At 42.4% G+C, this 26,364-nt stretch carries 22 protein-coding genes; 7 read left to right on the top strand and 15 right to left on the bottom strand.

The window, feature by feature from the left end; genetic code table 11:
• Nucleotides 1-49: 49 nt before the first annotated feature.
• From L8106_RS17455 to L8106_RS17415, 10 genes are all read right to left on the bottom strand, one after another.
• On the bottom strand, nt 50-451 hold the full coding sequence (locus L8106_RS17455; RefSeq protein ID WP_009785717.1) for a hypothetical protein: 402 nt from the start codon (nt 449-451) through the stop codon (nt 50-52).
• A gap of 35 nt (nt 452-486) precedes the next feature.
• Nucleotides 487-1,479, bottom strand: a complete 993-nt coding sequence (gene secF, locus L8106_RS17450) for a protein translocase subunit SecF (protein WP_009785716.1) — start codon at nt 1,477-1,479, stop codon at nt 487-489.
• Nucleotides 1,480-1,543: 64 nt separating this feature from the next.
• Nucleotides 1,544-2,935: a protein translocase subunit SecD gene (secD, locus tag L8106_RS17445; protein ID WP_009785715.1), complete on the bottom strand. Its 1,392-nt coding sequence runs from the start codon at nt 2,933-2,935 to the stop codon at nt 1,544-1,546.
• A gap of 291 nt (nt 2,936-3,226) precedes the next feature.
• Nucleotides 3,227-4,210 (bottom strand): alpha-ketoacid dehydrogenase subunit beta, encoded by a 984-nt coding sequence (locus tag L8106_RS17440; protein ID WP_009785714.1) that lies wholly within the window; start codon nt 4,208-4,210, stop codon nt 3,227-3,229.
• Nucleotides 4,211-4,436: 226 nt separating this feature from the next.
• A complete protein-coding gene (locus L8106_RS17435) occupies nt 4,437-4,907 on the bottom strand; it encodes a VOC family protein (protein WP_009785713.1) in 471 nt (156 codons plus the stop codon).
• A gap of 61 nt (nt 4,908-4,968) precedes the next feature.
• Nucleotides 4,969-5,970, bottom strand: a complete 1,002-nt coding sequence (locus L8106_RS17430) for a PRC-barrel domain-containing protein (RefSeq protein WP_009785712.1) — start codon at nt 5,968-5,970, stop codon at nt 4,969-4,971.
• A gap of 142 nt (nt 5,971-6,112) precedes the next feature.
• On the bottom strand, nt 6,113-9,766 hold the full coding sequence (gene smc / locus L8106_RS17425) for a chromosome segregation protein SMC (RefSeq protein ID WP_009785711.1): 3,654 nt from the start codon (nt 9,764-9,766) through the stop codon (nt 6,113-6,115).
• A 212-nt stretch (nt 9,767-9,978) separates the two neighbouring features.
• Entirely contained in the window at nt 9,979-10,107 is a 129-nt protein-coding gene (locus L8106_RS34265; protein WP_009785710.1) for a hypothetical protein, read from the bottom strand.
• 647 nt (nt 10,108-10,754) lie between these two features.
• Nucleotides 10,755-11,039: a hypothetical protein gene (locus tag L8106_RS17420; protein WP_009785709.1), complete on the bottom strand. Its 285-nt coding sequence runs from the start codon at nt 11,037-11,039 to the stop codon at nt 10,755-10,757.
• A gap of 385 nt (nt 11,040-11,424) precedes the next feature.
• Nucleotides 11,425-11,814, bottom strand: a complete 390-nt coding sequence (locus tag L8106_RS17415) for a RidA family protein (protein ID WP_009785708.1) — start codon at nt 11,812-11,814, stop codon at nt 11,425-11,427.
• Between the two features lie 193 nt (nt 11,815-12,007).
• On the opposite strand from L8106_RS17415, the gene ilvC reads away from it, so the two are divergent.
• The gene (gene ilvC, locus L8106_RS17410; protein WP_009785707.1) at nt 12,008-13,003 is read left to right on the top strand and encodes a ketol-acid reductoisomerase; all 996 of its coding nucleotides are present in this window, start codon (nt 12,008-12,010) and stop codon (nt 13,001-13,003) included.
• A gap of 87 nt (nt 13,004-13,090) precedes the next feature.
• Here ilvC and L8106_RS17405 read toward each other — a convergent pair whose 3' ends face one another.
• From L8106_RS17405 to L8106_RS17385, 4 genes are all read right to left on the bottom strand, one after another.
• Nucleotides 13,091-13,309 carry a hypothetical protein gene (locus L8106_RS17405; RefSeq protein WP_009785706.1) on the bottom strand — a complete coding sequence of 73 codons (219 nt, stop codon included), beginning with the start codon at nt 13,307-13,309 and terminating at the stop codon, nt 13,091-13,093.
• Nucleotides 13,310-13,336: 27 nt separating this feature from the next.
• Nucleotides 13,337-14,566, bottom strand: coding sequence for an IS200/IS605 family element RNA-guided endonuclease TnpB (gene tnpB, locus L8106_RS17400; protein ID WP_198012965.1), 1,230 nt, complete (start codon nt 14,564-14,566; stop codon nt 13,337-13,339).
• 518 nt (nt 14,567-15,084) lie between these two features.
• Nucleotides 15,085-16,815 (bottom strand): NFACT family protein, encoded by a 1,731-nt coding sequence (locus L8106_RS17395; RefSeq protein ID WP_009785704.1) that lies wholly within the window; start codon nt 16,813-16,815, stop codon nt 15,085-15,087.
• 222 nt (nt 16,816-17,037) lie between these two features.
• A complete protein-coding gene (locus L8106_RS17385) occupies nt 17,038-17,754 on the bottom strand; it encodes a riboflavin synthase (RefSeq protein WP_009785702.1) in 717 nt (238 codons plus the stop codon).
• A 203-nt stretch (nt 17,755-17,957) separates the two neighbouring features.
• On the opposite strand from L8106_RS17385, the gene L8106_RS17380 reads away from it, so the two are divergent.
• From L8106_RS17380 to L8106_RS17365, 4 genes are all read left to right on the top strand, one after another.
• Complete coding sequence (locus L8106_RS17380; RefSeq protein WP_009785701.1) at nt 17,958-18,467, top strand: bifunctional nuclease family protein; 510 nt, start codon at nt 17,958-17,960, stop codon at nt 18,465-18,467.
• 75 nt (nt 18,468-18,542) lie between these two features.
• The gene (locus L8106_RS17375) at nt 18,543-19,664 is read left to right on the top strand and encodes an aldo/keto reductase (protein ID WP_039896587.1); all 1,122 of its coding nucleotides are present in this window, start codon (nt 18,543-18,545) and stop codon (nt 19,662-19,664) included.
• Nucleotides 19,665-19,694: 30 nt separating this feature from the next.
• Entirely contained in the window at nt 19,695-20,564 is an 870-nt protein-coding gene (locus L8106_RS17370; protein WP_009785699.1) for an alpha/beta hydrolase, read from the top strand.
• 114 nt (nt 20,565-20,678) lie between these two features.
• Entirely contained in the window at nt 20,679-21,524 is an 846-nt protein-coding gene (locus L8106_RS17365; protein ID WP_039896586.1) for an alpha/beta fold hydrolase, read from the top strand.
• 172 nt (nt 21,525-21,696) lie between these two features.
• Here the strand turns inward: L8106_RS17365 and L8106_RS17360 are convergent, their stop codons facing one another.
• On the bottom strand, nt 21,697-22,500 hold the full coding sequence (locus L8106_RS17360; protein ID WP_009785697.1) for a phospholipase D-like domain-containing protein: 804 nt from the start codon (nt 22,498-22,500) through the stop codon (nt 21,697-21,699).
• A gap of 197 nt (nt 22,501-22,697) precedes the next feature.
• Here L8106_RS17360 and L8106_RS17355 point away from each other — a divergent pair, with 197 nt between their 5' ends.
• Together L8106_RS17355 and L8106_RS17350 are read left to right on the top strand one after the other, a co-directional pair.
• Nucleotides 22,698-24,119 (top strand): AAA family ATPase, encoded by a 1,422-nt coding sequence (locus tag L8106_RS17355; RefSeq protein ID WP_009785696.1) that lies wholly within the window; start codon nt 22,698-22,700, stop codon nt 24,117-24,119.
• 4 nt (nt 24,120-24,123) lie between these two features.
• A complete protein-coding gene (locus tag L8106_RS17350; protein ID WP_009785695.1) occupies nt 24,124-26,355 on the top strand; it encodes a WD40 repeat domain-containing protein in 2,232 nt (743 codons plus the stop codon).
• Nucleotides 26,356-26,364: the final 9 nt, after the last annotated feature.

Below are 26,364 nucleotides of genomic sequence, written 5' to 3'. Positions count from 1 at the left end.
CAAAGTGAATTGAGGTAGCCGATGCTTTGGAATTTTAGACTAGAAACCCCTACATTTTCAACTCTGTGACCACCCATTTCCAGAGCGGATGACTAGCACCCTGTTTGCGAATTTGCCAAACTCGTTCCTCTAAGCGTTGTTTGTATTCTAGAGGCATTCCAAACAAAATATTACGACTTTGCCAAACCAAAACTGCAACCAGCGTCCCAATACATAAACCTAACCCAATCGCCGATAATCGATGATCTGCCAATCCATAGCGCACCGCAGCCCAAGTAAAATGATCTCTCCAGAGACGAATTTCTGAGCGTAATCCCCACAGACTCAAGGGAGCGACTGTCATCCAGAGAAAGCCAATCGCCAACCATCGCCCCCAGACTGTCAGTTCGTGCAGCTTTTGAACTTGAGCTTGAAAGATTGCATCTTCCGATTGAGGTTCAGGGTTGATCACAGGTCTTTAACCCTTACAAAAAGTACAGTTTGTCATTACTGTTGTTCTTCAACAGCTTGAGGATTGTCTACGGAAACTGGAACTGGAGAAGAAGGTTGACGATTACGCCACCAAGCCAGCAAGGTACTAGCAATAAAAATACTAGAGTAAGCCCCGGCTATAAAGCCCACTAACAAGGCTAAAGCTAAATATTTGAGTGTTTCCCCCCCAAATAGAAAAATACACACCAGAGGCAACATGGTCGTCAGCGTGGTATTAATCGAACGGGCTAAGGTTTGATTGACCGCATCATCAACGACTTGGTTAATGGGGAGGGTCGGATTTTTCGCAATCACTTCTCGAATGCGATCATAAATCACAACCGTATCGTTAACAGAAAATCCGATAATCGTTAACAACGCCACCAAAAACAAACTATCAACTTCGACACCCAACACCAAGCCCAAAATCGAAAACACACCTGCGGTGACAAAAACATCGTGAAACAGGGCGACAAAGGCAAACACCGCATAATCAAACTGAAACCGAAACGTTAGATAAATCGTAATTCCGGCAAAAGCAACCAATAAAGCCTTCAATCCCGAGATAAAAATCTGACGGCCTAAGGTTGGGCCGACCGTATCAATTTGAGTTGATTCCGGGTCAAACACGCCAATGGCTTCACTGAGGCCATCTTGTAGTTGTGTCCGTTCCTCAACGTTCAGACTTTTAGTTCGGATAGAAACAATTTGCCGATCTTGTTGCAGGGGATCTTTATCGAGAAGTTGAATCGAACTATTGCCTAATCCCTGATTCGCCAGAACTTCGCGCACTTGATCCAATTCAATCGGCCCTTGACAATTTTCGGACACTGAACAATCAAGTTCAAGTTGAAGTCGAGTTCCTCCCACAAAATCCAACCCTGGACGTAGGGGCGCACCAATATCCGGGCGAGTCCATGAAATCGCCATCGCCACTAAACCCGCCAGGATAAAGACTCCTGAAATTGTCCACCATAGCGATCGCTGTTTAATTACACTGAATTTCATAGTTTGTGGTTTGTGATTCGTCGTCCGTCATCGATTGGGGAAAAACCAAAATATTGTATCGCGTTTAGGAAACCGCTTTTTTCAGGTTAGGACAAAACAGTTCCGGCTTGCGTAATTCGGGTAATCCAATCGCGGTAAACATCAGAGTCCGACTACAGGTTAGGGCTGTAAACATACTCACCGCTACCCCCAACCCCAAAGTCAGCGCAAATCCTTTCACCAAACCCGTTCCTAGCCAAAACAGCGCAATACAAGCAATACCTGTAGTGAGGTTGCCATCTAAAATACTACTAAAGGCGCGAAAAAATCCCGACTCTACCGAACGATATAAGGTTTTACCCGCTCGTAATTCTTCCCGAGTCCGCTCAAAGATTAACACGTTGGCATCCACCGCCATCCCAATACTGAGAATAAATCCAGCAATTCCGGGTAAAGTCAGCGTCACACCAAGCAAATCAAATATCGCTAAAGTAAGTATTGCATAAACAATCAAGGCAACATCAGCAATTAATCCCGGTAGGCGATAATAAACCACCATGAAAATCAATACCAAAATTAATCCACCCCCACCCGCATAGAGACTGCGTTGAATACTATCTCGTCCTAAAGTCGCGCCGACAGTCCGGTTTTCAACAATTTCTACCGGGACAGGTAAAGCACCGCCTCGTAATTGTACGGCTAAATCATTGGCTTGTTCTGCGCTAAATCGTCCGGTAATCACTGCACTTCCGCCTGTAATTCCCGTTTCCGCAAAGTCTACGGGAACGGTGGGATAACTAATCAATTGATCATCGAGGAAAATCCCTATCGTTCGTCCGGTTCCCGCTAAATTTTTGGTCAGTTGGGCGAACTTGTCACCACCTTCGTTGGAGAAACGCAGCGCAATATTCCAGTTATCATTTCCGGTGGGTTCAGCGAAGGCATCCCGCAAGTCTTGACCTCGCAGAATTGGGGGTTGGTACAGTCCGGTGATTGCTTGTTTGTTGCTTTCAACAGAGGCGAGAGTTTTCTCAATTGCGGCTTCATCGCCGTCTTGCTTGTCTTGTTCGAGTTGAAATTCGAGTTGTTGTTTAACTTGAGTTTCGGCTAGAAGTTGGTCGTTGGTTCCCGGAAGTTGTTCTCTAAAATCAAGCTGTGCGGTTCCGCCTAAGACTCGTTCGGCTTGTTCGGGATCATTGACACCGGGGAGTTGAACCAAAATTTGATCTTGTCCGATGGTTTGTACCACTGACTCTGAGACTCCCAGGCCATTAACCCGGTTTTCGATCACACTTTGAACGGCATTAATCACCCGTTCATCAATGATGGGGACTTCTTCTGAAGTTTGCAACTGAATGGTTAATTGGGAACCGCCTCGCAAATCTAATCCCAACCTCATCGGGATATTAATCAGCACAATCACAGAGGCGATAACTAGAACTAGAATCAGGATGAGGAGTGAACGCTGTTTTCGCATACTCACAAAAAAAATCACAGGTCAGTGGTCAAGGTGTGGCGTTGTCACCGTTCTAATAAAATTTTGATTTCAACACCAATCTATTGAAGTTAATCCGTAACAGGGTTCTATTATCGGCTAATTTGGCGTCTGCCGTACAGAAAGATGATGCTCAAATCTGTTTTTAATCTTTTCTCTATCTTAGCGATCGCACTCTGTGATTGGAGATAAATATCCCCAGCTTCCTCGCTTTATGACTTGGGGCTAAGGAAACTGGGGTCAACAGACTGGGACAAGTACCTCAATTCAAGATTAGATTTGTTTTCCCACCATCTTTTGAACCGCTTCGACAATTTGTTCCGGTTGTACAATGGTTAATCGTTCTAGCATTCCGTTGTAAGGTGTGGGGATATCTTGAGAAGACAATCGCAATACCGGAGCATCGAGTTCATCAAATAAACGTTCATTGATCGAAGCCACTAATTCTGCACCAATTCCGCCTGTTTTCATACATTCTTCAACGACAATCACCCGATGGGTTTTGCGAATTGATTCCCCAATGGTATCAAAATCGAGGGGTTTAAGGGAGATTAAATCAATCACTTCCGGGTCATAACCTTCTTTAACCAACTGCGGAACCGCTTGCATAACATGATGACGCATCCGCGAATAGGTCAAAATGGTGACATCTGTTCCGGTATGAACGATTTCTGCTTTGTCAATGGGGACAAGATATTCTTCGTCTGGTAATTCTTCTTTGAGGTTGTAGAGGAGAACGTGTTCAAAGAATAAAACCGGATTATTATCGCGAATAGCGGACTTGAGTAGTCCTTTGGCGTTGTAAGGTGTCGAACAGGCGACGATTTTTAGACCCGGAACCCCCTGAAAATAGGCTTCTAAGCGTTGGGAATGTTCAGCACCTAACTGACGCCCAACTCCACCTGGCCCCCGAATAACGAGCGGCATGGTAAAGTTTCCGCCCGAGGTATATCGCAGCATCCCGGCATTGTTGGCAATTTGGTTAAAAGCCAGTAGCAAAAACCCCATGTTCATGCCTTCAATGATCGGTCGGAGTCCCGTCATGGCAGCACCTACAGCCATTCCTGTAAAGCTATTTTCAGCAATGGGGGTATCTAGAACCCGCAGTTCCCCGTATTTTTCGTAAAGGTCTTTAGTGACTTTATAAGAACCGCCATACTGACCGACATCTTCTCCTAAAACTAAAACGGAGGAGTCGCGAGCCATTTCCTCATCAATCGCCTGACGAAGTGCGTTAAATAAAAGGGTTGGTGCCATCTGAGTTGATTTTGTATAAGTTAACCGGATATCAATTGAGAAACGTCTTTTCTAAACGAGACTGAGAGAACAATCGCACCCGGGCTGGTTTATCGATTAAATAATCTTGTTAGCATAACATAACTTGACTCTCCCTGTGCTTTCGCCAAAGAGACTCCAAACTTTACGCAGAAACTGTTCCTAGAAAATCGTAAGGGCAAGAAACTGTCGTTTTCTCAACTTCTGTTTAGGGGGTTTGCAGGGGGTCACAACGAATTTCAATCACAAAACCATCGGGGTCATAAAAATAGATACCCCGTCCTGTGGGACGACTCACGGGGCCGCTTTCGATAGTGACTTGATGTTGATGCAAGACTTCAACCGCATGGTCAAATAATTGCGGGTCAATGTCAAAAGCAAGATGATTCGCACGGGTAAAAACTTGCTTGGGGTCAGAATGAGGCGGTTTGAGATCGCTTTTCGCAAACAGGTCAATCACCGTACCATCGGGTGTGACAAAATTCGCGACTTGACCTGCTTCGACCATCGATTTTAAGGTGCTGGGAACTTCATCACCTGTGAGTTCATGCAAACCGAGAATAGTTCCATAGAAGTGTCGGGAAGCCTGCAAGTTAGAAACATACAAAGCAATGTGATGAACACGACGCAGACTTCCAGGCTTGAGGGTGAGCGGAGATGAGATTTGAGTTGAAGACATGAGCGAACTCAGTAGAGATCCGACAAGGAATTAGACACTAAACACTTACTATTTTAAGCATTTAGTAACCACCGGGTTCTTCCTCATATTCCGGCATTTTCTTTTTCTCAGGAATATTAACCCGAGGCGGTTGATAAGGCTTGGGTGTTTCATCGTCAGCCCAGGCATCTGATTCTACATCGTCTTCATATTCGTACTCACGAGCGCTGTAACGTTTTTCCTCATAGGGTTCTAAGGGAACATACTCAGGCTCTGAGTAGCTTTCATCGTATTCATCCCCTTCGACATCAGACCAGTTATCTTCCTCGTAGTCATCATAAACAGTTTGAGGCTGACGGAGAGGCTGAGGCGGGGCGGGTTCTTGCCATTCGGGTTCATCTTCCCAAACTTCCTCAACGACTGGTGTATTGGGCTGGTACTGTCGCTCAGGAGTTGTTTGAGGTGTCCCTTTCGGAAGTTGGTTTTCCGATTTAATCGTGGGAGGATAATACATTCCTTCCTCTTCTTTTTCCCAAGGGGCTTCTCCTAACCCCATGCGTTCAAGGACTCCGACTGTAATTTGTTGAAGTTTTTCTTCAGCCCGTTCAAACACAATCAAACGGTTCGGCCCACTACTAACAATCTCATCAACAGAGAGTTCGTAGGTGCTAATAATTTGATCGGGAATTTGGGGAAGACCAATAGAGGCAATAATGATCGAGATCAGCTTTCCATTCAGCGGATCAAATTTAAACCCTCGGACTCGACCTAAAGGTTCTCCGGTTTCGGTAATGACTTCGCTGTTAATCAGGGTACTGTAAGCCTCAACGTCTATGTCTTCTTCGAGGACTCTTTCATCATCCACCAAGAGTACATCGCCGATTTCACGAACACTGCTGAGATACATATATTTTGGCAAACCTGCAACAGCCAAAAAGTTGTCTCGGAGTCCAATCGCTACAATCTCACGCTGGTCTACATCTACCCATAACTGACTAACAACCCCGAGACGCTTGCCTCTATCACGGGTAATCACTTGAGTGCCGAGAAGCTCGGAGCGTTGGCGGATAGTTTCAAATGTCATGCTTGGCCAATTCTAGATGCAATTAAACATACATATTACTCTACACAACCCGCAAGCGGTTATCGGTGAGTGACTTATTTTTAACTGACCCTGATGTTCTCAAGATCTTCAATGCACTGACTCTATAAAAACGGGCAGCTTTTTATAGCTGTATTCCTAACACTTGTGTATAGGCTCCCCGTGCTTGGGTCACTCCAATCGTCCGCTCGGATGCTTCCATCATGGGTCGGCGCAAACTCACAACAATAAACTGAGCTTGTTGGGCTTGTCTTTTTATCATTCTAGCTAATCGCTCCACATTTGCCCCGTCTAAAAACATATCGACTTCATCAAACGCATAAAATGGTGAGGGCCGATAACGTTGCAATGAAAAGATAAAACTCAGGGCGGTTAAAGATTTTTCTCCTCCAGACATTGACGCTAACCGTTGTACAGGTTTACCTTTGGGGTGAGCGATCAGGTTTAAACCACTATTAAACGGATCTTCTAGATCGTCTATTTGCAGATAACCGTCTCCGTCGGACAGGCTGGCAAAGATGGTTTGAAAATTTTCATTAACGGCATCAAAGGCTTCTTGAAAGGCTCGTTGTCGTAGGGTGGTAAAGTTTTCAATTCTCAATAGCAGTTCGGTTCGTTCTCCTTCTAAGGTGGTTAGTTTTTGACTCAGTTCATCTAAGCGAGTTTGAGTGCGTTGAAATTCTTCTAAGGCGAGCATATTGACGGGTTCTAGGGCTTCCATCTGTTTCTGTAGGGCTTTTAATTCTCGCTGGAGGGAGGCTAAATCCAGATTTTCGGGAATTTCGGGTAGAGGATCGCTCAGTTCGGCTTGCTGAGTCGCTAACTGTTCTTGTTTGATTTCGAGTTGTTCTCGGCGTCCGAGTTGAGTTTCTTGTAGTTTTTGAATTTGCCATTCTAACTGTTGTTTGGCTAAATGTTGATCTCGCAATTGGGTTTCAACTTGATCGCGCTGGCGTTTTCCTTCTCCTAAACGGGCTTCTACTTTTAACACGGAACCCCGAGTTAGAGCAATTTGTTCTTGCCAATGAGTAATTTGTTTTTTGAGTTCTCGAATTTGATGGTTTTGCAATTGTTGCTGTTGCTGATAATCTTCAATTCGCTGTTTTCCTTCTTCGATTTTTTCTTCGATGCGTTGCTGCTGACTATCCAACTCAATTAACCGTTGCTGAACTTGTTGTAAAGTCGTTTCTTGGGTTTGCAAATCCGTTTCTTGTGTTCTTAATATCGTTTGTAACTGTTGCCATTCACTATGACTATGAGCGGCTTCTAATTGCGACAAAGTTTCGCGATCGCGTTGGAGTTGCACTTCTTGAATAGGAATCTCTCGCTCTAGGAGTTGTAGCCGATTTTGTGCAGTATTCAATTCTTGAATATTTTGATTGAGTTGAGTTTTTAAACTCTCCTGTTGGGTTGTTAAGGTTTGAATCTTCGACTCAATTTGACTCACTCTTTGTTGATTATCCCGCAAGGTTTGACGAGCCTCAATCATTGCTTGCGAACGTTCTTTGACGATAATTGTAGCATCAGAAATCGCCCGCATACACCGCTCTAAAATCCGTTCAATATCATCTAACCGTTGACGTAAACCTGCTATCGCCTGACTTTCTGAAGTCGTTTCATCTAAGGTGCCAAAATGTAGCGTTGAGCGCGAACTTTGACTTCCCCCTGTCATCGCGCCACTGGTTTCTAACAATTCCCCATCTAATGTTACCATGCGATGCTGACCAATATAACGACGAGCATTATTGATATGATTAAACACCATTGTATTCCCAAATACATAGGCGAAAATATTTTCATATTGGCGATCGCATTCAATCAAATTTACCGCTAAATCAACAAACCCTTCCAGCGATCGCATTGTCGCCATACTCCCCATTCCTCCTCGGTTGGGGCGAATTTTATTCAAGGGTAAAAAGGTAATTCTTCCGGCTTTTTGACGCTTTAAAAGTTCAATTCCCGCTGCTGCTACGCCATCATCTTCAACCACCAAATGTCCTAAACGCCCCCCTGCGGCTATTTCTAACGCCAGTTGAAAATCAGGTTCGACTCGCCCTAGCTGACACACCAACCCACACACCCCAGGAAGCCCTGACTGAGTAATCACTTTGGTTGCATAAGTTCCGGTTGCTTCTTGTTGGGCTTGGTGTTGGGCTTCGAGTTTATCAAGTTGACGTTGTTGTTCTCGTTGTTCTCGCAAAAGTCGCGTTTGAGTCTCTTGTTGCAGTTGCAATTCTTGTTCTGCTTGGGCAACAATTTGAGCCAAAGATTCGGTTTGCTGACGGGCATTTTCTCGTTCTTTTTGGGCTTGGTTAACTTCAGTTTGAGCGGTTTCTAACTGTTGTTGGGATGACAAAAAAGACTGCTGTTGCTCATTAATTTGACGTTGTAGTTGATTGACTCTTTCTGTCAGTTTAGCCCGTTCTGTTCGTTGGGGATTCAGATTTTTTTGCAGTGTTTCTATTTTACGGTGTAAATCAGTTTGTTGCTGCATCCAAGCTTCTGCTTGTTGGGCGACTTGACTTGCTGCTTGACGGGTTTGGTTGAGGCTTTGTTGAATTTGATCTCGTTCGGTTGTACGAACTTGTAAATTGTGTGTTTCTACTTCTCGCTGAGAGGCGATAGTTTCTAGGGTTTGTTGATAATTTTGTCGTTCTTCTTGGGTTTGTTGAATTTGACTTTGGGTATTTTGAACGCCTGTTTCGGTTTCTCGTTGTCGTTGTTGAAATTGACGATTTTCGGCTTCTTGTGTTGCTAAAGTTGATTGTAAATCAATCAGTTCTTGTTCACCCATGGCTTTAACGCGGGCGTTTAACTGTTCAAGTTCGGTTGTGGTTTTTTGAATTTGAGTTGTTTGTTGTTGGAGATTTTCACTAAGTTCATTCACAGAACGATCACCTGCTTCGATTTGTTCCCGCAGTCGAAAGGTTTGCTTTTTGAGCGTTTGATAATTTAAAACCGCTTCCCACTGAAGTTTTTGTTGAAATTCTTCTCGCAATTTTTGATATTTTTCGGCTTTGACTCGATCTTTATTGAGACGATCTCTTTGGGCGATTAATTCTTGTTCGACAATACGACTGCGTTCTTCTCGTTCTTTTACGGTGTCTAACTTCTCTTTGGCTAAGGAAATTTTACGATCAAATTGCGCCACTCCCGCCAACTCATCGATAATTTCTCGACGTTCACGGGGTTTCATCGTAATAATACTGGTGACATCCCCTTGTAAAACAACGTTGTATCCTTCCGGGTAGACTCGCAGATGATTGAGTTGTTCGTGTAGTTCGGTTTGGGTACAGGCTTCTCCGTTGATATAGTAGGTGGATGTGTATGTCCCTTGTTTGGTGACGCGCAGCTTTCGGGTAACACTCCATTCGGGGGTAAAAGCTTGGGTTTCAGCTTCTTCTGTTGTCTGAGAACCATTGGTTTCTGAGGAGTGATCGGTTTCTAATTCTTCAAGTTCCTCGTCTGCGTAGAACTTCCCGTTGCGCTTCATGGCTGACCAGAGGTGGTTATCTTCGGAAAGATCAAAAGTTACGGTAACGCGGGTTTCAACGGTGGTTTTGCGGCTCTGGCTGTTGTTTACTAAGTCGGGTAAACGTTCGGCACGCATTCCTTTAGATGAAGAGAGTCCCAACGCAAAGAGTAACGCATCGAGGATATTGGACTTTCCGGAACCGTTAGGCCCTGAAACCACAGTAAAGCCGGGTAACAACGGAATATCCGTCGTACCGCCAAATGATTTGAAATTGGTGAGTTCTACGCGCTTGATGTGAACCATGTACGCTTTGGAGCTGTACCTGTGCCAACTGTGTGTTTATCTTCAACAGGGTAGCACAGTCGTTGTCCAATTCGTCATCGCGATCGCGAAAACCTCTACCAAAAAACAAAAAAAATCCCTCAGCCGAAGCCGAAGGATAATTGATCAGGGTGCATCTACTATCTTTTGTTTCTGTTGGGGGTATGGGGTTTCCGGAGAGTTTAGAATGTTTTTTAGAAAAAGGTGCCATCGGGAACGAATATAATTTCACTATCTGCGATTTCTGTTTGTAAGTCTTCGGGAATTGCTGTTCCTTCTTCGATGATAAAGACTTGTTTTCCGGGTGTAGTGGGTGCTAACAAATTATCAGCTTCGGTGGCTTATTTTTCCGAACTATCAATATTCAGTCTCGATTTCTAGAGTGCGTTGATGTAGCGTCAATAATTGAGTTGGGAGTCATGCTGTCAAAAAAAATCCCCTAACCGAAGCTAGGGGATAACCATCAGGGTGCATCTACTCTTCTATAGACTTCTGGTACGATTAGATCGGTTCCGGATAGGTTCTAAAATTTCACTGTTAAACAAGTTTATTTAGATTATTTGTGAGAAAATATATATCTAGCTAAAACACACCTCTACACAAAAAAAACCCTCAGATTAATCCGAGGGCTAGTTGATCGGGGTGCATCTACTCCTGTTCTGTTATTCGGTAAATATCAAGAGGCTTCCGGAATATTTGCAGAATTAATTTGATATCAATTTAAGTTGAATTGTGGCTAAATTGTGAAAATTTTGGGAACGTTTTGGGCAAAAAAAAATCCCCTAGCTTTTGCCAAGGGAAATTCATCAGGGTGCATCTACTGAGTGATTCTTCTACTCTCTATTGATCCTTTCAGGAGAGTTTCGTTAGAATTTAAAAAAGTAATCGTCTTTTGTCTTGTGCTAATGGTTTAATTAAAGCCTGCAACCGTTGAAGATTGCAGGAATTGAACATAGATAGATCAAGTTTCTTAAGCAATGATCGTGTCTGGTTTGACATCAAATACAGCTACCGTCATATTTTTAACGGAAATTTTGATTTTTTGAGCAAGGCGCATTTGAGAAATAGGTTCTCTTAACAGCTTTTGGGAAGCCGCCATCAAATCAGCCATATCTTGGCTAACACATTGAATATGCAACACACCCCAGCGACGGTAGACTTTGCATTTTGCTAAGGGCTGAAGTCGTTGCAGTTCTTCGTGATTTTCACGATAGAAATCCCAAATTAACCGGGTTAATTGTGAAGGTCGTCTCATATCACTAAAGTTTATCAAAGTTAGATTCAACAGTGAAACACTGCATTAATTAATTGCGTGTCTTTCTTCTAGTATGAATCATAAATTACCCTGGTTATCCATTAAATTAGTGAAGCTGAAATAAGACTTAACAGGAGTTTTCAAACTGTAAACTTTTGGATAAACGCACTCAAATCCTGTAAATTCAATCTCCTCTTACTATTCGAGGATCTGTTTATTTTTTTTCTGGAAAGATAATTAGACTTAACTTTACAGAAGTTTATACAACTTAACTATTTTGTCTCGATTTTATCCTCAATTTGTATCGTATGTAGCTGATCTCTTTGACGCTTTTGGTCTTTACTTCTCTTACCTGAGAGAGTAGACCTCTAAAGTGAAAAAAGAATTAATCACCACAATAAACAATCAAATCAATCTCAATATCACCCAAATCGGCAAGCCCGAGAACCCCGACAGTCGTGCGACTGGGTAAACGTTTTGAATTAAAATAAGACGCATAAATCTGATTCACACTTTGATAGTCACGAAAATCTGTTAAAAAAATTCGTGACATGACAACCCGATCAAAATTCGTTCCGGCGTGTTCGAGAACTAACCTCAAATTTTCCATCACTTGTTGGGTTTGTTGTTCAATACTTCCTTTGAGAATTTCTCCTGTATTGGGATCTTCAGGAAGTTGTCCGGTAACAAACAGAAAATCCCCTGCCCTGACTGCATGAGAATAGGGTGCAACAGGTGGTAAAATATTATCGGGTAGGGTGATATACTCAAACATTGTTAATAATTGCGACAAAAAATCTGAAAATTCTGATTCTGCTCGTCTGTTGATTCTACCCTATGCACTGCCCTCAATTGTTTAAGCTATAAATTTTTAACTTGTAAATTTTATATTCAGAAGGGGAACTGACTCGTGATAGGATAAGGGTTTTGCACGCACCCCTCAGAAGTATTGCAAGGAGAGACTCACTATGGCTCGGATGTATTATGATGCAGATGCCAATCTAGATTTATTGGCAGATAAAACGGTTGCAATTATTGGTTATGGTTCTCAAGGTCATGCTCACGCCCTCAACCTCAAAGACAGTGGCATAAACGTAGTCGTCGGGCTATATCCGGGTAGTAAGTCCGCACCCAAAGCCAAAGATGAGGGGTTAACGGTTCATCCTGTAGACAAAGCCGCAGAGATAGCAGACTTAATTATGATTCTGTTACCGGATGAAGTGCAGAAAACCGTTTACAAAACCGAAATTGAACCGCATTTAAAAGAAGGTAAGATTTTAGCCTTTGCTCATGGTTTTAACATTCACTTTGGTCAAGTGGTACCTCCGCCCGAGGTAGATGTGATTATGGTTGCGCCCAAAGGCCCCGGTCATCTCGTTCGTCGAACTTATCAAGAAGGACAAGGGGTACCGTGTTTGTTTGCAGTGTATCAAGATGCTTCGGGTCAGGCCCGCGATCGCGCTATGGCCTATGCAAAAGGGATTGGAGGAACTAGAGGAGGAATTTTACAAACCACGTTCCGTGAAGAAACCGAAACCGATTTATTTGGGGAACAGGTGGTGTTGTGTGGGGGTTTGAGTGAATTAATCAAATCCGGGTTTGAAACCTTGGTAGAGGCAGGCTATCAACCGGAACTAGCATATTTTGAATGCTTACACGAAGTTAAACTGATTGTTGACTTGGTGGTTGAGGGCGGTTTAGCTAATATGCGCGATAGTATTTCTAATACGGCTGAATACGGCGATTATACACGCGGCCCTCGGATTATTACTGATGAAACTCGCTCAGAAATGCGTAAAATTCTTAAAGAGATTCAATCAGGTCAATTTGCGCGAGAGTTTGTCTTGGAAAATCAATCGGGTAAACCGGGTTTTACTGCGATGCGTCGCCAAGAAGCGGAACATCCTATTGAGGAAGTCGGAAAAGATTTGCGGGCGATGTTTAGTTGGCTGAAGAAAAAATAATTCTGTAGAAGTGTTCTAGGGGTAATTTATCAACTACCCCTACTCCGTATCAATGCTGGCGATGAGATCTTACCTGTCTCCTCTCTCCTATTTACCTTTTTTCTCTAACTGTTCAATTTCTTTCTCTCGTTGGGCATCAAAATCTCTGCGTCTTAACCAATCTGGCCATAAACCCACGATGAACTTTCGACTTTTGACGCTGGCTTCTCTAGCGGGTTCGGGGAGAAACTCATAGGTATCGCCCGAAGTGATAAAGATGGCGACTAACAGTAAGAACAAAATACCCAGTAGCTTTTTAGGATTCATATCTGATGTTTTTGACAACTCCCGTCGCTAAAAGCGAGGGATTCTTCCTTCACAGTTTAACGCCTTGCAAAAGCAGTGCCTTTGCTTGGTCTGACTCGAACTCCAGAAGCGATTGCGCTCCGGCCCGCCCGCCACGCCAGTTGCTCTTCGACGGAGACCGTCAAGACCGCACTGGCTCAAAAGTCGTAAACCTTCTTCTCTGATATTTATCGCGGCATTTATGTCTCTGTCATGTTTTGTCTGGCATTTTTCGCAAGTCCATTCTCTGACATCGAGAGTCAAACTACCTACTTGATTCAGGCAAACATGACAAGTTTTTGAACTAGGAAAGAATCTGTCTACTTCAATGTAGGCTTTTCCTTCCCACTCCGCTTTGTATTTGAGCATGGTGCAAAATTGTCCCCAACCTGCGTCGCTAATTGATTTGGCGAGCTTATGGTTTTTGACCATGTTTTTGACCGCTAGATTTTCCACAACTATGACTTGGTTTTCGTCAACTAATTTACGACTTAGCTTGTGTAAAAAATCTTCTCGACAACGAGTGATTTTAGCGTGAACCTTGGCTACTTTAATTCGAGCTTTGTTTCGGTTCTTAGAACCTTTAACCTTACGGCTCAGTTGCTTTTGTTTCTTGGCTAACTTAGTCTCATATTTCCGATAATACTTAGGATTACCATGCTTACTTCCATCAGAAGTAATGAAAAAATGCGATAACCCACAATCAATCCCGACTGCTTTTCCGCTAGCTTTGACCGAGGGTTTTTCTTTGCCATTTTCGTACAGACACGAGGCGTAAAATTGACCCGATGGAGTTAGTGAAACTGTTACTGATTTAATTGTCCCTTCTGGTAATCGAGAGACTTTACAGTAAACTTTTCCTAATTTCGGTAATTTTAAATAGTCACCCGGCAATTTGACGCTTTGAGGAAACCTAATCGACTGCTGGTTGTGTTTCTTTTTAAAGTTGGGATATTTAGCCCGTTTCTCAAAGAAATTTAAAAATGCACTCGACAAATCTAGAGCGACTTGTTGCAAACACTGAGAGGGCGGTTCGCTTAACCACTCATGCTCTTTTTTTAAGCCGGGTAAAAGCTTGATGATGTCATTGCGACTCAAACCTTTACCTGTTTCTTTATAGGTTTGGGAAGTTAAGTTAAGGGCGTAGTTATAGAACCAACGAGCAGAACCCATTGACCGAATCAACTGGTCTTTCTGCTTGTTGGTGGGATATATTCGGTATTTATACGCCTTTAGCACATTTCTTACCAAACTACTTCTGCTATGATATCACATCCCTGGACTGCCATTCATCCCGTCACTAAATGTGAGGGTCTTCTGGCAGGTTAAGATAAAGGTTTAGCTTAGATTCTATGCAATATTTTGACATACTCCCCGAACTGAAGTTACGGGAATTCTAGACTCAAAAGAAGTCTATCTCAAAGAGGTGATCTCTCTCCAGTGACAAATTATCTCTTGGGTTTCTGTCGGAAGACTGAACTCAGATTGATTTCTACAGATTAAAATAAAAAAACCAGCCGAAGCTGGTCTTTCGTTACAATGAAAAGCACCGTTGTTGTTTCGATTTGAGACTAACCCAGGAGGTACGTTCCCTTGTAACCTGCGGGTTGGAGTTCTCAAATCTCCCTAATTCTCTATTGTAACAAAGAACACCAATTTTTCCGATAGTGTTTTCACTGATCTCGGTGAAGTCGGAAGGGTAATGTCGCGGTGTCAACACCTGTCGTCTAAAATGTGAGTATCGTTGGATCACTAATCTAAGGGTTTATAACCGCTTGTTGAGGATTCCCCCAGATCACGGTTTCATGCTTATAAATTACCATTCCAGGTTTGGCGCCTTTGGGTTTGTAGACGTGTTTGGGTTTGGTATAAATCACCGGAACTTGTTCACTCTGACGAGCGCGACTATAATATGCGGTTAAATTCGCTACAAACTGCAAATCTGTTTCCTCGGGAACTTCTCCGGCGTTGAGTCTTAATAACACATGGCTTCCGGGGATTTCTTGAGAATGAAACCACAAGTCATAATCTCCGGCGACTTTTGAGGTGAGAAGATCATTTTGGCGGTTATTTCGTCCGACTAATAATTCAAAACCACTAGGAGTTTTATACCGATAAAATTCGGTTTCTGTCGTCGAACGATTTTGATAACCGGGAGTATTAAAATAGCCTTCTTGGGTGAGTTCATCCCGAATTTCAGCTAGGGTTTGTAAATCTTCTGGTGTTTGATAGGTTTCAATTTGGGCGATCGCTGCTTCGACTTGTTCGAGATAATCAATTTCGGCTTGAACTTCGGCTAAAAGCGGTTCTACGGCTATTCGGGCGCGTTTTAACTTCTGATGACGTTTATAATAAGCTTGGGCATTTTGAACGGCATTTTTTTCAGGATTGAGGGGAATTTTAATCGGTTCTCCGGTTTCAAAGTCAGAGAGGGTCATACTTTTCATTCCGGGCTTCCATTCGTGTAGAGAAGCCATTAATAAGTCAGCTTGGGCGCGATAGGTATCGGCGTCGTCGGACTGTTTTAGACGTTGAATAAACCCATCGGCTTTTTGACGCAATTTGCTGAGAAGATTGTTGAGTTTTTGGCTAACTTGATGGCGGAGTTGCTTAAATTCTTGTTGGTTTAATTCGGCTGTATAGTAACGGTTTAAGAGTTCTTGTACGGTTTCAACAGCAGATTTCGGCGGGGTGTTGTTCCAAGCGATGACAGAATATCCGGTTTCGGTAAAATGAGGCTGAAAGTTTGATGTTTCTAGCGCTTCTAACCATTGACACCAACATTCAAATAAACGAGTCCATTCGGCTTCTGTCAGGTTTTCAGTCAGGCATTGTGGATCTAACCCTGCGGCTTGAACCATTGCGATCACTAAAGCCGAACTTAACCCCCGATAGGTTTTGAGGAGTTGGCGCTTGAGGGAACCCGGAATTAAACTGACTCGTCGTTGCCATTGTTCTTGGGGTTCATTTAACCGAGGAATGGGATCGGTGAGACTGGGCGGGAGTTCGTAGGGTTGACTGGTTTGGATCGGACGAACACTCGACTGTTGGCTACTGACTTGATGGGCGGCAGTGACAATCAGATGATCTTTTCCGGTTAAGACTACATTACTGTATTTGCTCATTACTTCGACATAGAGATGCCAGAGGGGGCTTTCGCCAGGCCGTTTGGCAAATTGTAAGTCTAGCACCCTTTCCCACGGTGAAACCTCAGCGATCGCCACTAGGGCCAGACCACTTAACTGATGTCGCAGTTGATCGCTAAAGGTAAAAGTATCGGGTATGCGAGGGGGGGGATCACCGATACACATTCGGGCGGCTTGGGGATGCCAAGCAATGTCTAGCCATCCTTTGCGTTTGAGGGTGCGTAACAGCAGGGAAATGGTAAAGCGATCGCGCTGATAGACTTGTTCGAGACGGGCGGGAAGCCATTCTTGACGAAGTTCAGTACAAGCGGCGATCAGAGTGGTGTAGTCAACAGGTTGCATGATCGAAGGAGGTAGGGAGGTGGGAGATGGGGAGGTGGGGAGGTGGGGAGATGGGGAGGTAGGGAGATGGGGAGGTGGGGAGGTAGGGAGATGGGGAGGTCGGGAGGTGGGGAGTTGCGAGGTGGGGAGATCTTGCCTGTTACCTGTTGCCTGTTACCTGTTGCCTTTTGCCTCTTGCCTTTTGCCTCTTGCCTGTTCCCTGTTCCCTGTTCCCTATTCCCTTTAACTAAATCCATGTTCGGTGAGAAAATCGGGGGTAATTTCTTCTATTGTAGAAATTGGGGAGATTTCGTCGAAAACGGGAGAGGTTGAGGGGTGGGGGCTGCTTCTGAGGAATTTGGCAACATATTTCCCCAGGATGTCGGCTTCGAGATTCACACAACTTCCGGGTTTGAGGTACTTGAGATTGGTTTCGTCGTAGGTGTGAGGAATAACGGCAACTTGAAACCCGTTCCCACGCGCGTCGCATTCAGCAATGGTGAGACTGATGCCGTTGATGGCGATGCTACCCTTGGGGACAATGTAAGGCGCGATTTGTTGGTACCATAAGTTTAAGCCTTCCCTGGGGGCGGTAAACTGCATTTCCCAGGAACTCGCCGTTTGAACCGAAGACTGCAAGCATCCAATCCCATCAACGTGACCTGTTACGAAGTGTCCGCCTAGCTTGCTGCCAGCACGCAGGGAGGTTTCGAGGTTAAAATAGCCGTTGAGATCTTGTCCTAATGTTGTCCGACGCAGCGTTTCTGGAGAGGCTGTGGCGACAAATCCCCCTTCTACGATTTCAACAACTGTCAAACAGACGCCGTTAACTGCAACACTGTCACCTATGGCTAAATCTTCTAAGATTAAATCAGTTTGACCGGAAACGCAGGAAATTTGAAACTGTTCGTCTGTTAGGGGCCGAATTACTCCCAACGCTTGAATTAATCCTGTGAACATGGCATTTTTTCAGTAGGGGATCAATGTTAAGTGAACAAATCTGAATTCGCGTATGACTTGAAAACTGAGTTTGACTCGCACAACGGGTTAAACAAAAATCCATTGTTGATTTCAGGGAATTTCAAGGCATACTGGAATGCAGGATGTTCTTTCTACGGGTTTTATCACTCGTTTGCCTAAAGTATTCTATCGAGGCTGAGTCGATGATTGAAATGAAAGTCGCCGGAATCGCGCTAGATGCTGCTACTCGCAGTCCCATCGTTCTTCTGAGGGATGCTTCAGAACGACGTGCCTTGCCTATTTTTATTGGTCAGGATCAAGCTCGATCTATAATCGGCGCATTGGAAAACCATAAACCCCCTAGACCGTTAACTCACGATTTGTTCGTGAATTTAATGGATTCTTGGGAAATGACTTTAGAACGGATTGTGATTCACTCTCTGCAAGATAATACCTTCTATGCGGTTTTAATTATGCGTCAAGGAGACATCAAAAAGGAAATTGATGCTCGTCCGAGTGATGCGATCGCTCTGGCTTTACGCACAGATAGCCCAATTTGGGTGATGGAAGAAGTGGTTGCAGATGCTTCAATTCCGGTGGATCGTGAGGCTGATGAGGCTGAAAGACGGGCTTTTCGAGACTTTGTATCCAATCTGAGTCCGCAGGATCTGATCAAACGCTCTGATTTTCGCAAAAAAGATGAAGCCCAATAGTCGGAGTTTAGATGATGGATGGTTGGATTGACAACTATTTGGCTCGATTTCCTAATCTAAAATCTGAAATTTAAAATGCGTTATCGGCGGTTTGGTAAAACCAATCTACGCCTCTCTGTGCTAACGCTTGGGACTATGCGATACCTGGCGTCGGCGGAAAATGCACGGCAAACAGTGCAGCAGGCAGTATCCCAAGGGATTAATCACATTGAGACGGCAAGAGGGTATGGGAATAGTGAACGGTATTTGGGTGCTGCATTGTTAGCCGGATTGCCTATAGCGCGATCGCAATTGTACATTACATCAAAGCTTACCCCGTCGGCTGATCCTAGCCAGATGGAACGTTGGGTTGATGAATGCTTAGATCGGCTAAATCTCGATTACCTCGATTGTTTAGCCCTTCATGGTATTAATAGCGGGGAACATCTCGATCAAGCGATTCGGGGAATGTCTGGGGTGCAGAAGACTCTTGAGGATGGTCGAGTCAGACACGTTGGCTTTTCGACACACGCACCCCTAGAGGTGATACTCGCGGCGATTAATACACATTTATTTGAATTTGTCAATCTGCATTATTACTATTTTTTTCAGCGAAATGCAGCGGCGATCGAGTTGGCGAATCAAAATGACATGGGGATATTTATTATTTCCCCGGCTGATAAGGGCGGACAACTTTATACTCCATCCCCGGATTTAGAACGGTTGTGTCAGCCTTTTTCTCCTCTGATGTTAAATTATCGCTTTTTGTTGAGCGATCGCCGAATTACAACTTTAAGCGTGGGGGCGGCGAACCCCGATGAGTTGGATGGGCCTTTGACGGTGGCTAATCAAGATGGGGAGTTAACCCAGGAGGAAAAAAGGGTTTTAGACCGTTTAGAAGCGACTCAGCGCTCTGTTTTGGGAAGTGAACGCTGTAGTCAGTGTTATCAGTGTTTACCCTGTCCTGAAGCGATTAATATCCCGGAGGTGTTGCGGTTGCGAAATTTGGCTGTTGCTTACGGAATGACGGAGTTTGGACAGTATCGTTATCGAATGTTTGAAAATGCGGGTCATTGGTTCCCAGGGAGTAAGGGAAACCGTTGTACTGACTGCGGTGACTGTTTACCTCGTTGTCCAGAAAAGTTGGAGATTCCGATGTTACTTCGGGATACTCATCAACGTTTAAAGGGGAAAGAAGGACGACGGTTGTGGGAATAAAACTAGAGGAAAACAAGGAGAAATCACAAAATGTTTCAACCTGTATGTGAACTCACCCAAGTCAAAAGTTATCCGACTATTATTGCAACCAATGGGGATAAAGCTGATATTTATTATCCCGATTTATCTCAACTCAAACCAACCAATTTTAAATTTCCGATTGCTTTATTTTTACAAGGATTTGAGGTTGATAAATCATATTATACTCGATTTTCTAAGTTAATTGCTAGTGCTGGATTTGTGGTTGTCGTTCCCAATCATACGCCGCCGGGTCGAACCTATCTCGCCCCTGAACTTACACAAATTCAAGCAATATTAGATTATTTTAAAAGCAATCCCGTTCAAGAAAATGCGGAAATGCTAGACTGTTTAGACCGGGATAAACTGGTTTTATTGGGTCATTCTTGTGGAGGGATAACAGGTTTAGAAGCGATTCGATATCCCCAAAAGGTTGAGGAGATTTCCCAGAAAGAATATATTCGACTTCCTGAGTTGGTTGGAGGGGTTTTTTATGGAACGAATCTGTTGAGAAAAGAAGCCGGATCGCTAACGATTCAAAACTCTGGAATTCCGATTGCTTTAATTGCGGGTGAACTTGATAGTATTGTTTCACCTGAATGGACTCAAAGAACTTATGAGAATATAGCCGATAGTCCGAAGGTTTTTCTGAGCATTAAAGGGATAAATCATTATGGAATTACCGATGTTTCTCAGCCGAAAGATGGGCCAGAAGAAGAAAAACAACCTCAACTTCAACAAACAGAATCTATTAAAATAATTGCGGAGTGGAGTGCATTATTTTTACAGGCTTATGTTCTAAAACTGCAAGCTTCTTTAGAGATTTTATCGCAGCATAAAGATTTTTCTAACGAACAAGTACAGGTAATGAGTGAGGGATAATTGATTAATATTATTGTCAAGAATTTTGCAAATTCAGTTGTTTGAATCGAAAAATAAGCAAAAAAGGGACAAAATTGCAGTATAATACCCCCTACATTCAAATTTAGAATAACAATAACCTTGGATAAAAATACAATCAAAATCGGATCATTAGAATGGTTTTATCGAGAAGCCAAACCTGAAAAAACTGATAAATCACCTGTTTTACTCTTACATGGGTTAGTTTCTCAGAGTTATAGTTGGGTTGTATTGATGGAAGAATTAGCCGCTAAAGGCTATCGGGCGATCGCACCAGACTGGATCGGGGCGGGGTTTTCTTCTAAAGCTGATAAACGGGATTTTGCTTATACTCCTGATGCGTTTTTAAAAGCATTATCTGAGTTGATTGAAGCCTTAGAATTGACTAAATTTCATCTAGTTGTACAGGGTTTTTTAGGTTCTGTTGGTTTACAATATGCGTTAAAAAATCCAGATAAAATAGATCGTTTAATTGTTCTGAATACGCCTATTTCATCTACGGCTAAAATTCCCTGGAAAATCAAACAAATGGGTTTACCGTTTGTCGGGGATATGATGGTACAAGATCCGCTACTCGTTGATCGAACTTTGGAAGGGGGAAGTGGTTATGTGATCGAAGACAAAGATTTAGATGTTTATCGCAGTCCGTTTTTAAAAAGTTCTGCGTCGGGGCGATCGCTTTTAGCAACGATTAAAAATTTAAAGCTGAAAGAAGCGATGGTGGAAGTTTCAACTGGGTTTAAAACTTGGGAACATCCAACTCAAATTATTTGGGGTGTTGCTGATCCCTGGTTGGGTGTTGAACAAGCCGAAGAATTTTCTAAGTTGGTTAGAGGTTCGGAGTTAGTAAAGATAGAAAAAGCCGGACATTATCCTCAAGATCATTGGCCAAAAGAAATTAGCGAATCGTTGTTATTGTTTTTAAGAAAACAAGCCGTTTAAATCTCGCGGTAACTCCCCTAGTTCCTATTTTATCCCCCTAAAATTCCCCGCCCCCGTGATCCCCAACATTGGGGGTATTGGGGGTAGAAGGGGGACTTTAAGTACACTTACCTCCTGCTATTTTCCCCTTTCTAAGAAGGGCTAGAGGGGATAAATCATCTAATTCCCTAAGTTAACTCGCCTTAACAATAGCAAGGGAATTATCGAGGGCGATCGCATTTCCGTAGGGGCTTAAATTCGCCCAAAGGGGAGAAAAGAAACGGTTGTGAAGGTTCATAACCTGATCGAGATTTGTCACTAATTCAACGTTATCATAGCCCTGTGCAGCTTTACGCCATGCGGTTAGAGTCAGATTTGTACTTCCTTTAAAGGCGATCAAACCATCAATTACAATTAACTTTTGATGGGGAACAGTCGCCCAATTGTCAGCATCATAAATAGTTTTTAGTTGCAAATTTGGGGATTCTTGGCTATAGTTTTGGAGTTCATCCCGCAGCCAAAGTTTATCAGGAGTGAGGGCGATAATTCCCCGAACGGGTATTTTTTTTGCCAGTAATTTCAACGCAAATAAAAAGTCTCGACTGATTCCAAAACTATTAATATGAACAAAAGATTGGGCTTGGTTGAGACTGTCTAAAAGAGCGGAAACGGGTGGATAATAACTGTTGTTTAGCTGCATTTTTTGAGCAATGGAAGCTAATTTTTTGGCGTGTTCGATGATATTGTCGAACTCAATATAGAGATTTGAGGCTTTATAATGATTGCGAAAATTTTCGTATTTTTCCACCCGTGTTTCACCGGAAACAACCGTCTCTACCCCACAAACCGGACAGGGAATATTACCCTTTTCATTGCAGGGGTGAATAGATGTCAGCAACCCCAAACACTTCTGACAATGGGCGCGAGGGGGTTGTAAATTCAGCAGGGTTTGTAAGTCAAAGCCGAGTTTATCTTGAGAAGAATTGAGAGAATACATGATTAAATATCCTGAAGGTTGACAATTTAATTTTGATTTATCTTGAGAAGAATTACGAGTGTAAATAGGGATAAGTTTTGGGGAAGTCTTCCCGACAGTTTAGGGGAAATGGGGAAGTGAGTTTTCCCTATTTTCCCTGTTCAACTTTGTTAGAGTCCGCTACAGTAGGAATAAACTAAGTTTGGGAGAGTAAAGCTATGTCAGATGAACGTTTAAGCTTGACTGAGGAAGAAAGACAAAAATTAACACAACTCTATAAAGAGAAAGAATTGACTCAACAGGAACTTGCTAAAAAAGCGGGTATTTCTCTGGATACTCTCAAGCAAATGTTGGGGAAAAAGGGAGACAAAGATTTAGTGAATAAATGGGATATTGAGAAAGTAGCTGATGCTTTGGGTTGTCATCCGACTGAATTTATTAATTCTCAACGTTGGAATATTGAAAAAAGCAAATACACGGGAAGATTTCAGGGATTAATTGAGGAAAAAATACGCAAGTTTGTAGGACGGGAGTTCGTTTTTAATGGGTTTGAAAAATTTATCAAAACTCACGATAGAGGATATTTTACAGTAGTGGGCGATCCGGGTGAAGGAAAAAGTACAGTTGCGGCGAAATATGTGAACGATCATCCCTCTTGTCTCTATTATTTCAATATTTATAACGATAGTAAAAGTCGAGCAGATCAATTTCTAGAATGTATTTGTCAGCAACTAATTTGTGAGTACGGGTTGGAAGATTATCAACCGGATTCGTTACCGCAAGAAGCCACAGAAGATAGCAACTTTTTAAAGGATTTACTTCAACAAGTGAGTAATAAACTCAAACCCCATGAAAAAGTAGTGATTGTGGTTGATGCTTTGGAAGAAGTAAATCTGAGTGATCAACAAAACGGTTCTAATATACTATATTTACCCCGATATTTACCCAAAGGTGTGTATTTTCTGCTTACTCGTCGTCGAGAGTTAGAAACCCGGTTGTTGTTTGAAACCCCTCAAGAGATCTTTGATTTCAAGGACTATACCATGAACAGTCGAGAAGATATCAAAAAGTATATTTATCTCTTTTTTGAGGATGATGAATTTAAACACTCGTTAAATGAATGGATTGGTAATCAAAACCTCAATAAGAAAGAGTTTGTCGAGACATTGGCGGAGAAAAGCGAAAATAACTTTATGTATTTGAGGTATGTGTTACCGGAAATTGCCAAAGGTTATTATCAAAATTTACAGTTAGAAAATCTACCCCAAGGTTTAACGTCGTACTACGAAGACCATTGGCGGCGAATGGGAATGCAGGATAAACCCTTACCGAAGTTAAAGATTAAGATTGTCTATATTCTCGGTGTGTTGCGTAAACCCGTTTCTCGTCAGTTAATTGCTAAATTTGCGAGTGTAAAAGATGAAATAATCGTTCAAGAGGTACTCAATGAATGGTCACAGTTTTTGCATTATAGTCAAATTCTAGGACAAACTCGCTATAAAGTTTATCATGCTAGTTTTGCTGATTTTCTCTCCCGCAAAGAGATCATTGAAGCCGCAGGAATTGAAATTACAGAGATTCATGGTTCGATAACGAATGCTTTGTTAGAAGATTTGGATACAACTGAAGACGAGGACTAAAACAATGAGTCAAATTGGCAACTGGTTAGCTAGAAAAACAGAAGAAGATAGAGAGTTTGTTTTAACCGAACTTATTTATCATTTGGTTGAAAACTCTCAGTTCCGAGAGGTGCATCGCTTTCTAACCGATTTTGAGTTTATGCAAGCCAAAATAGAAGCGGTGGGAATACAAGCGTTAATTGAAGATTATCAGCGTGTTGAACATCTGGAAACTGACGAAACCTTGAGACTGCTACAACGAACTTTTGAACTTTCGGCTCATGTTCTCAATAAAGATACAAATCAACTCGCCAGTCAACTCTGGGGACGACTTTTATCATATGAAAATAATCCCCAAATTCAACAACTTCTGCAACAAGCAAAACGATGTCAAACCTCACCTTGGTTGCGTCCAACTGCTCCTAATTTAACACCACCCGGAGGAGCGTTAATTCGGACTCTTGTTGGACATGGTAATCAAGTTTCAGCAGTCGCTATCACTCCTGATGAGTCAAAAAATGAGTCAAAAATTGTTTCGGGTTCATGGGATAAAACTATTAAAGTCTGGGATTTAGCAACGGGAAAGATACTGTCTACTTTAAGCGGACATGGTAATCCAGTTTCAGCAGTTGCTATCACTCCTGATGGCTCAAAAATTGTTTCCAGTTCATGGGATCAAACCGTTAAAATTTGGGATGTTGCTACAGCAACAGAACTGTTTACTCTTAATGTACATAGCAGTCTGCTAAAGGCTCTTGCTATTAGTCTCGATTGTTCAAAAGTTGTTTCGAGTTCAAATGATAACACTATTCAAGTCTGGGATTTAGCTAAGGGAAAAGAACTATTAACTTTGAGCGGACATAGCGATTCAGTAAATGCAGTCGCAATTACTCCTGATGAGTCAAAGTTAGTTTCTGGTTCTTCCGATAAGACTATCAAAGTCTGGGATTTAGCGACAGGAAAGAAACTCTTCACTATCAACGGACATAGTGATTCTGTAGAAGCAGTCGTCATAAGTCCTGATGGATTGAAATTAGTTTCAGGTTCCAAGGATTGTAGTGTTAAAATATGGGATTTAGCAACAGGAACGGAACTATTTACTCTGCTCGGACACAACTATCCGATCAATATAGTCACTATTAGTTCTAAGGGTTCAAAACTTGTTTCTAGTTCATTGGATCAAACTATCAAAGTTTGGGATTTAAACAGTGGAAAAGAACTGTTTACTCTTGCTGGAGATAACAGTTTCAATTTTATAACAGCAATAGCTATTAGCCTTGATGAATCAAAGTTAGTTTCCAGTTCATGGGATCACACTGTAAAAGTTTGGGATTTAACAAGTGAAAAGCAACGGTTAACTATTCGTGGACATAAGGGTTGTGTAAATGCGGTTGCTATAAGTCCTGATGAGTCAAAACTGGTTTCTTGTTCATACGATATGACTATAAAAATTTGGGATTTAGCAATGCGAAGGGAAGTGTTTACCCTTGATAAAGATCATGGTACAGTAGTAGGGATTGTTATTAGTCAGGATGGTTCAAAGTTAGTTTCTAGTACAATGAATACAGTCAAAGTTTGGGATTTAGATAGTAAAAAAGAACTATTTAATTTTATTGAATATAGTTATGTTAATCATATAACAGGAATTGCTATAAGCTCTGATGAGTCAAAGCTGGTTTATGCTATATTAGGGTATAAAAGTTTCGTAATTAAAGTTTTTGATCTACCCAGTAAAAAAGAACTATTTACTCTAAGTGGACACAGGAGTTTCGTGAGAGCAGTTACTATCAGCCCTGATAGTTCAAAACTGGTTTCTGGTTCATGGGATAAAACTGTAAAAGTTTGGGATTTAGCTACAGGAAAAGAATTATTAACTCTCAATGGACATAGCAGTTCAGTAAAAGCAGTCGCTATCAGTTCAAACGGTTCAAAAGTTGTTTCTGCTTCATCGGATAAAACAGTTAAAGTTTGGGATTTAGCTACAGGAGAAGAATTATTAACTCTCAATGGACATAGCAGTTCAGTAGAAGCAGTCGCTATCAGTTCAGATGGTTCAAAAGTTGTTTCTGCTTCATCAGATAAAACAGTTAAAGTTTGGGACTTAAACACAGGAAAAGAAATAATCACTTTTATTGGAGATAGTAATTTTAATTGCTGTGCGATTAGTCCCGATAATCAAACGATTGTGGCGGGTGATGTTTCTGGAATGTTGCATTTTCTGCGGATAGAAGGCTTGGACGTGAACGGCGTTGATTGAACTGAATAC

The organism is Lyngbya sp. PCC 8106 (assembly GCF_000169095.1).
In the GTDB taxonomy this organism is placed as follows: Bacteria; Cyanobacteriota; Cyanobacteriia; order Cyanobacteriales; family Microcoleaceae; genus Capilliphycus.
This window is presented reverse-complemented; position numbering and strand designations above follow the sequence as displayed.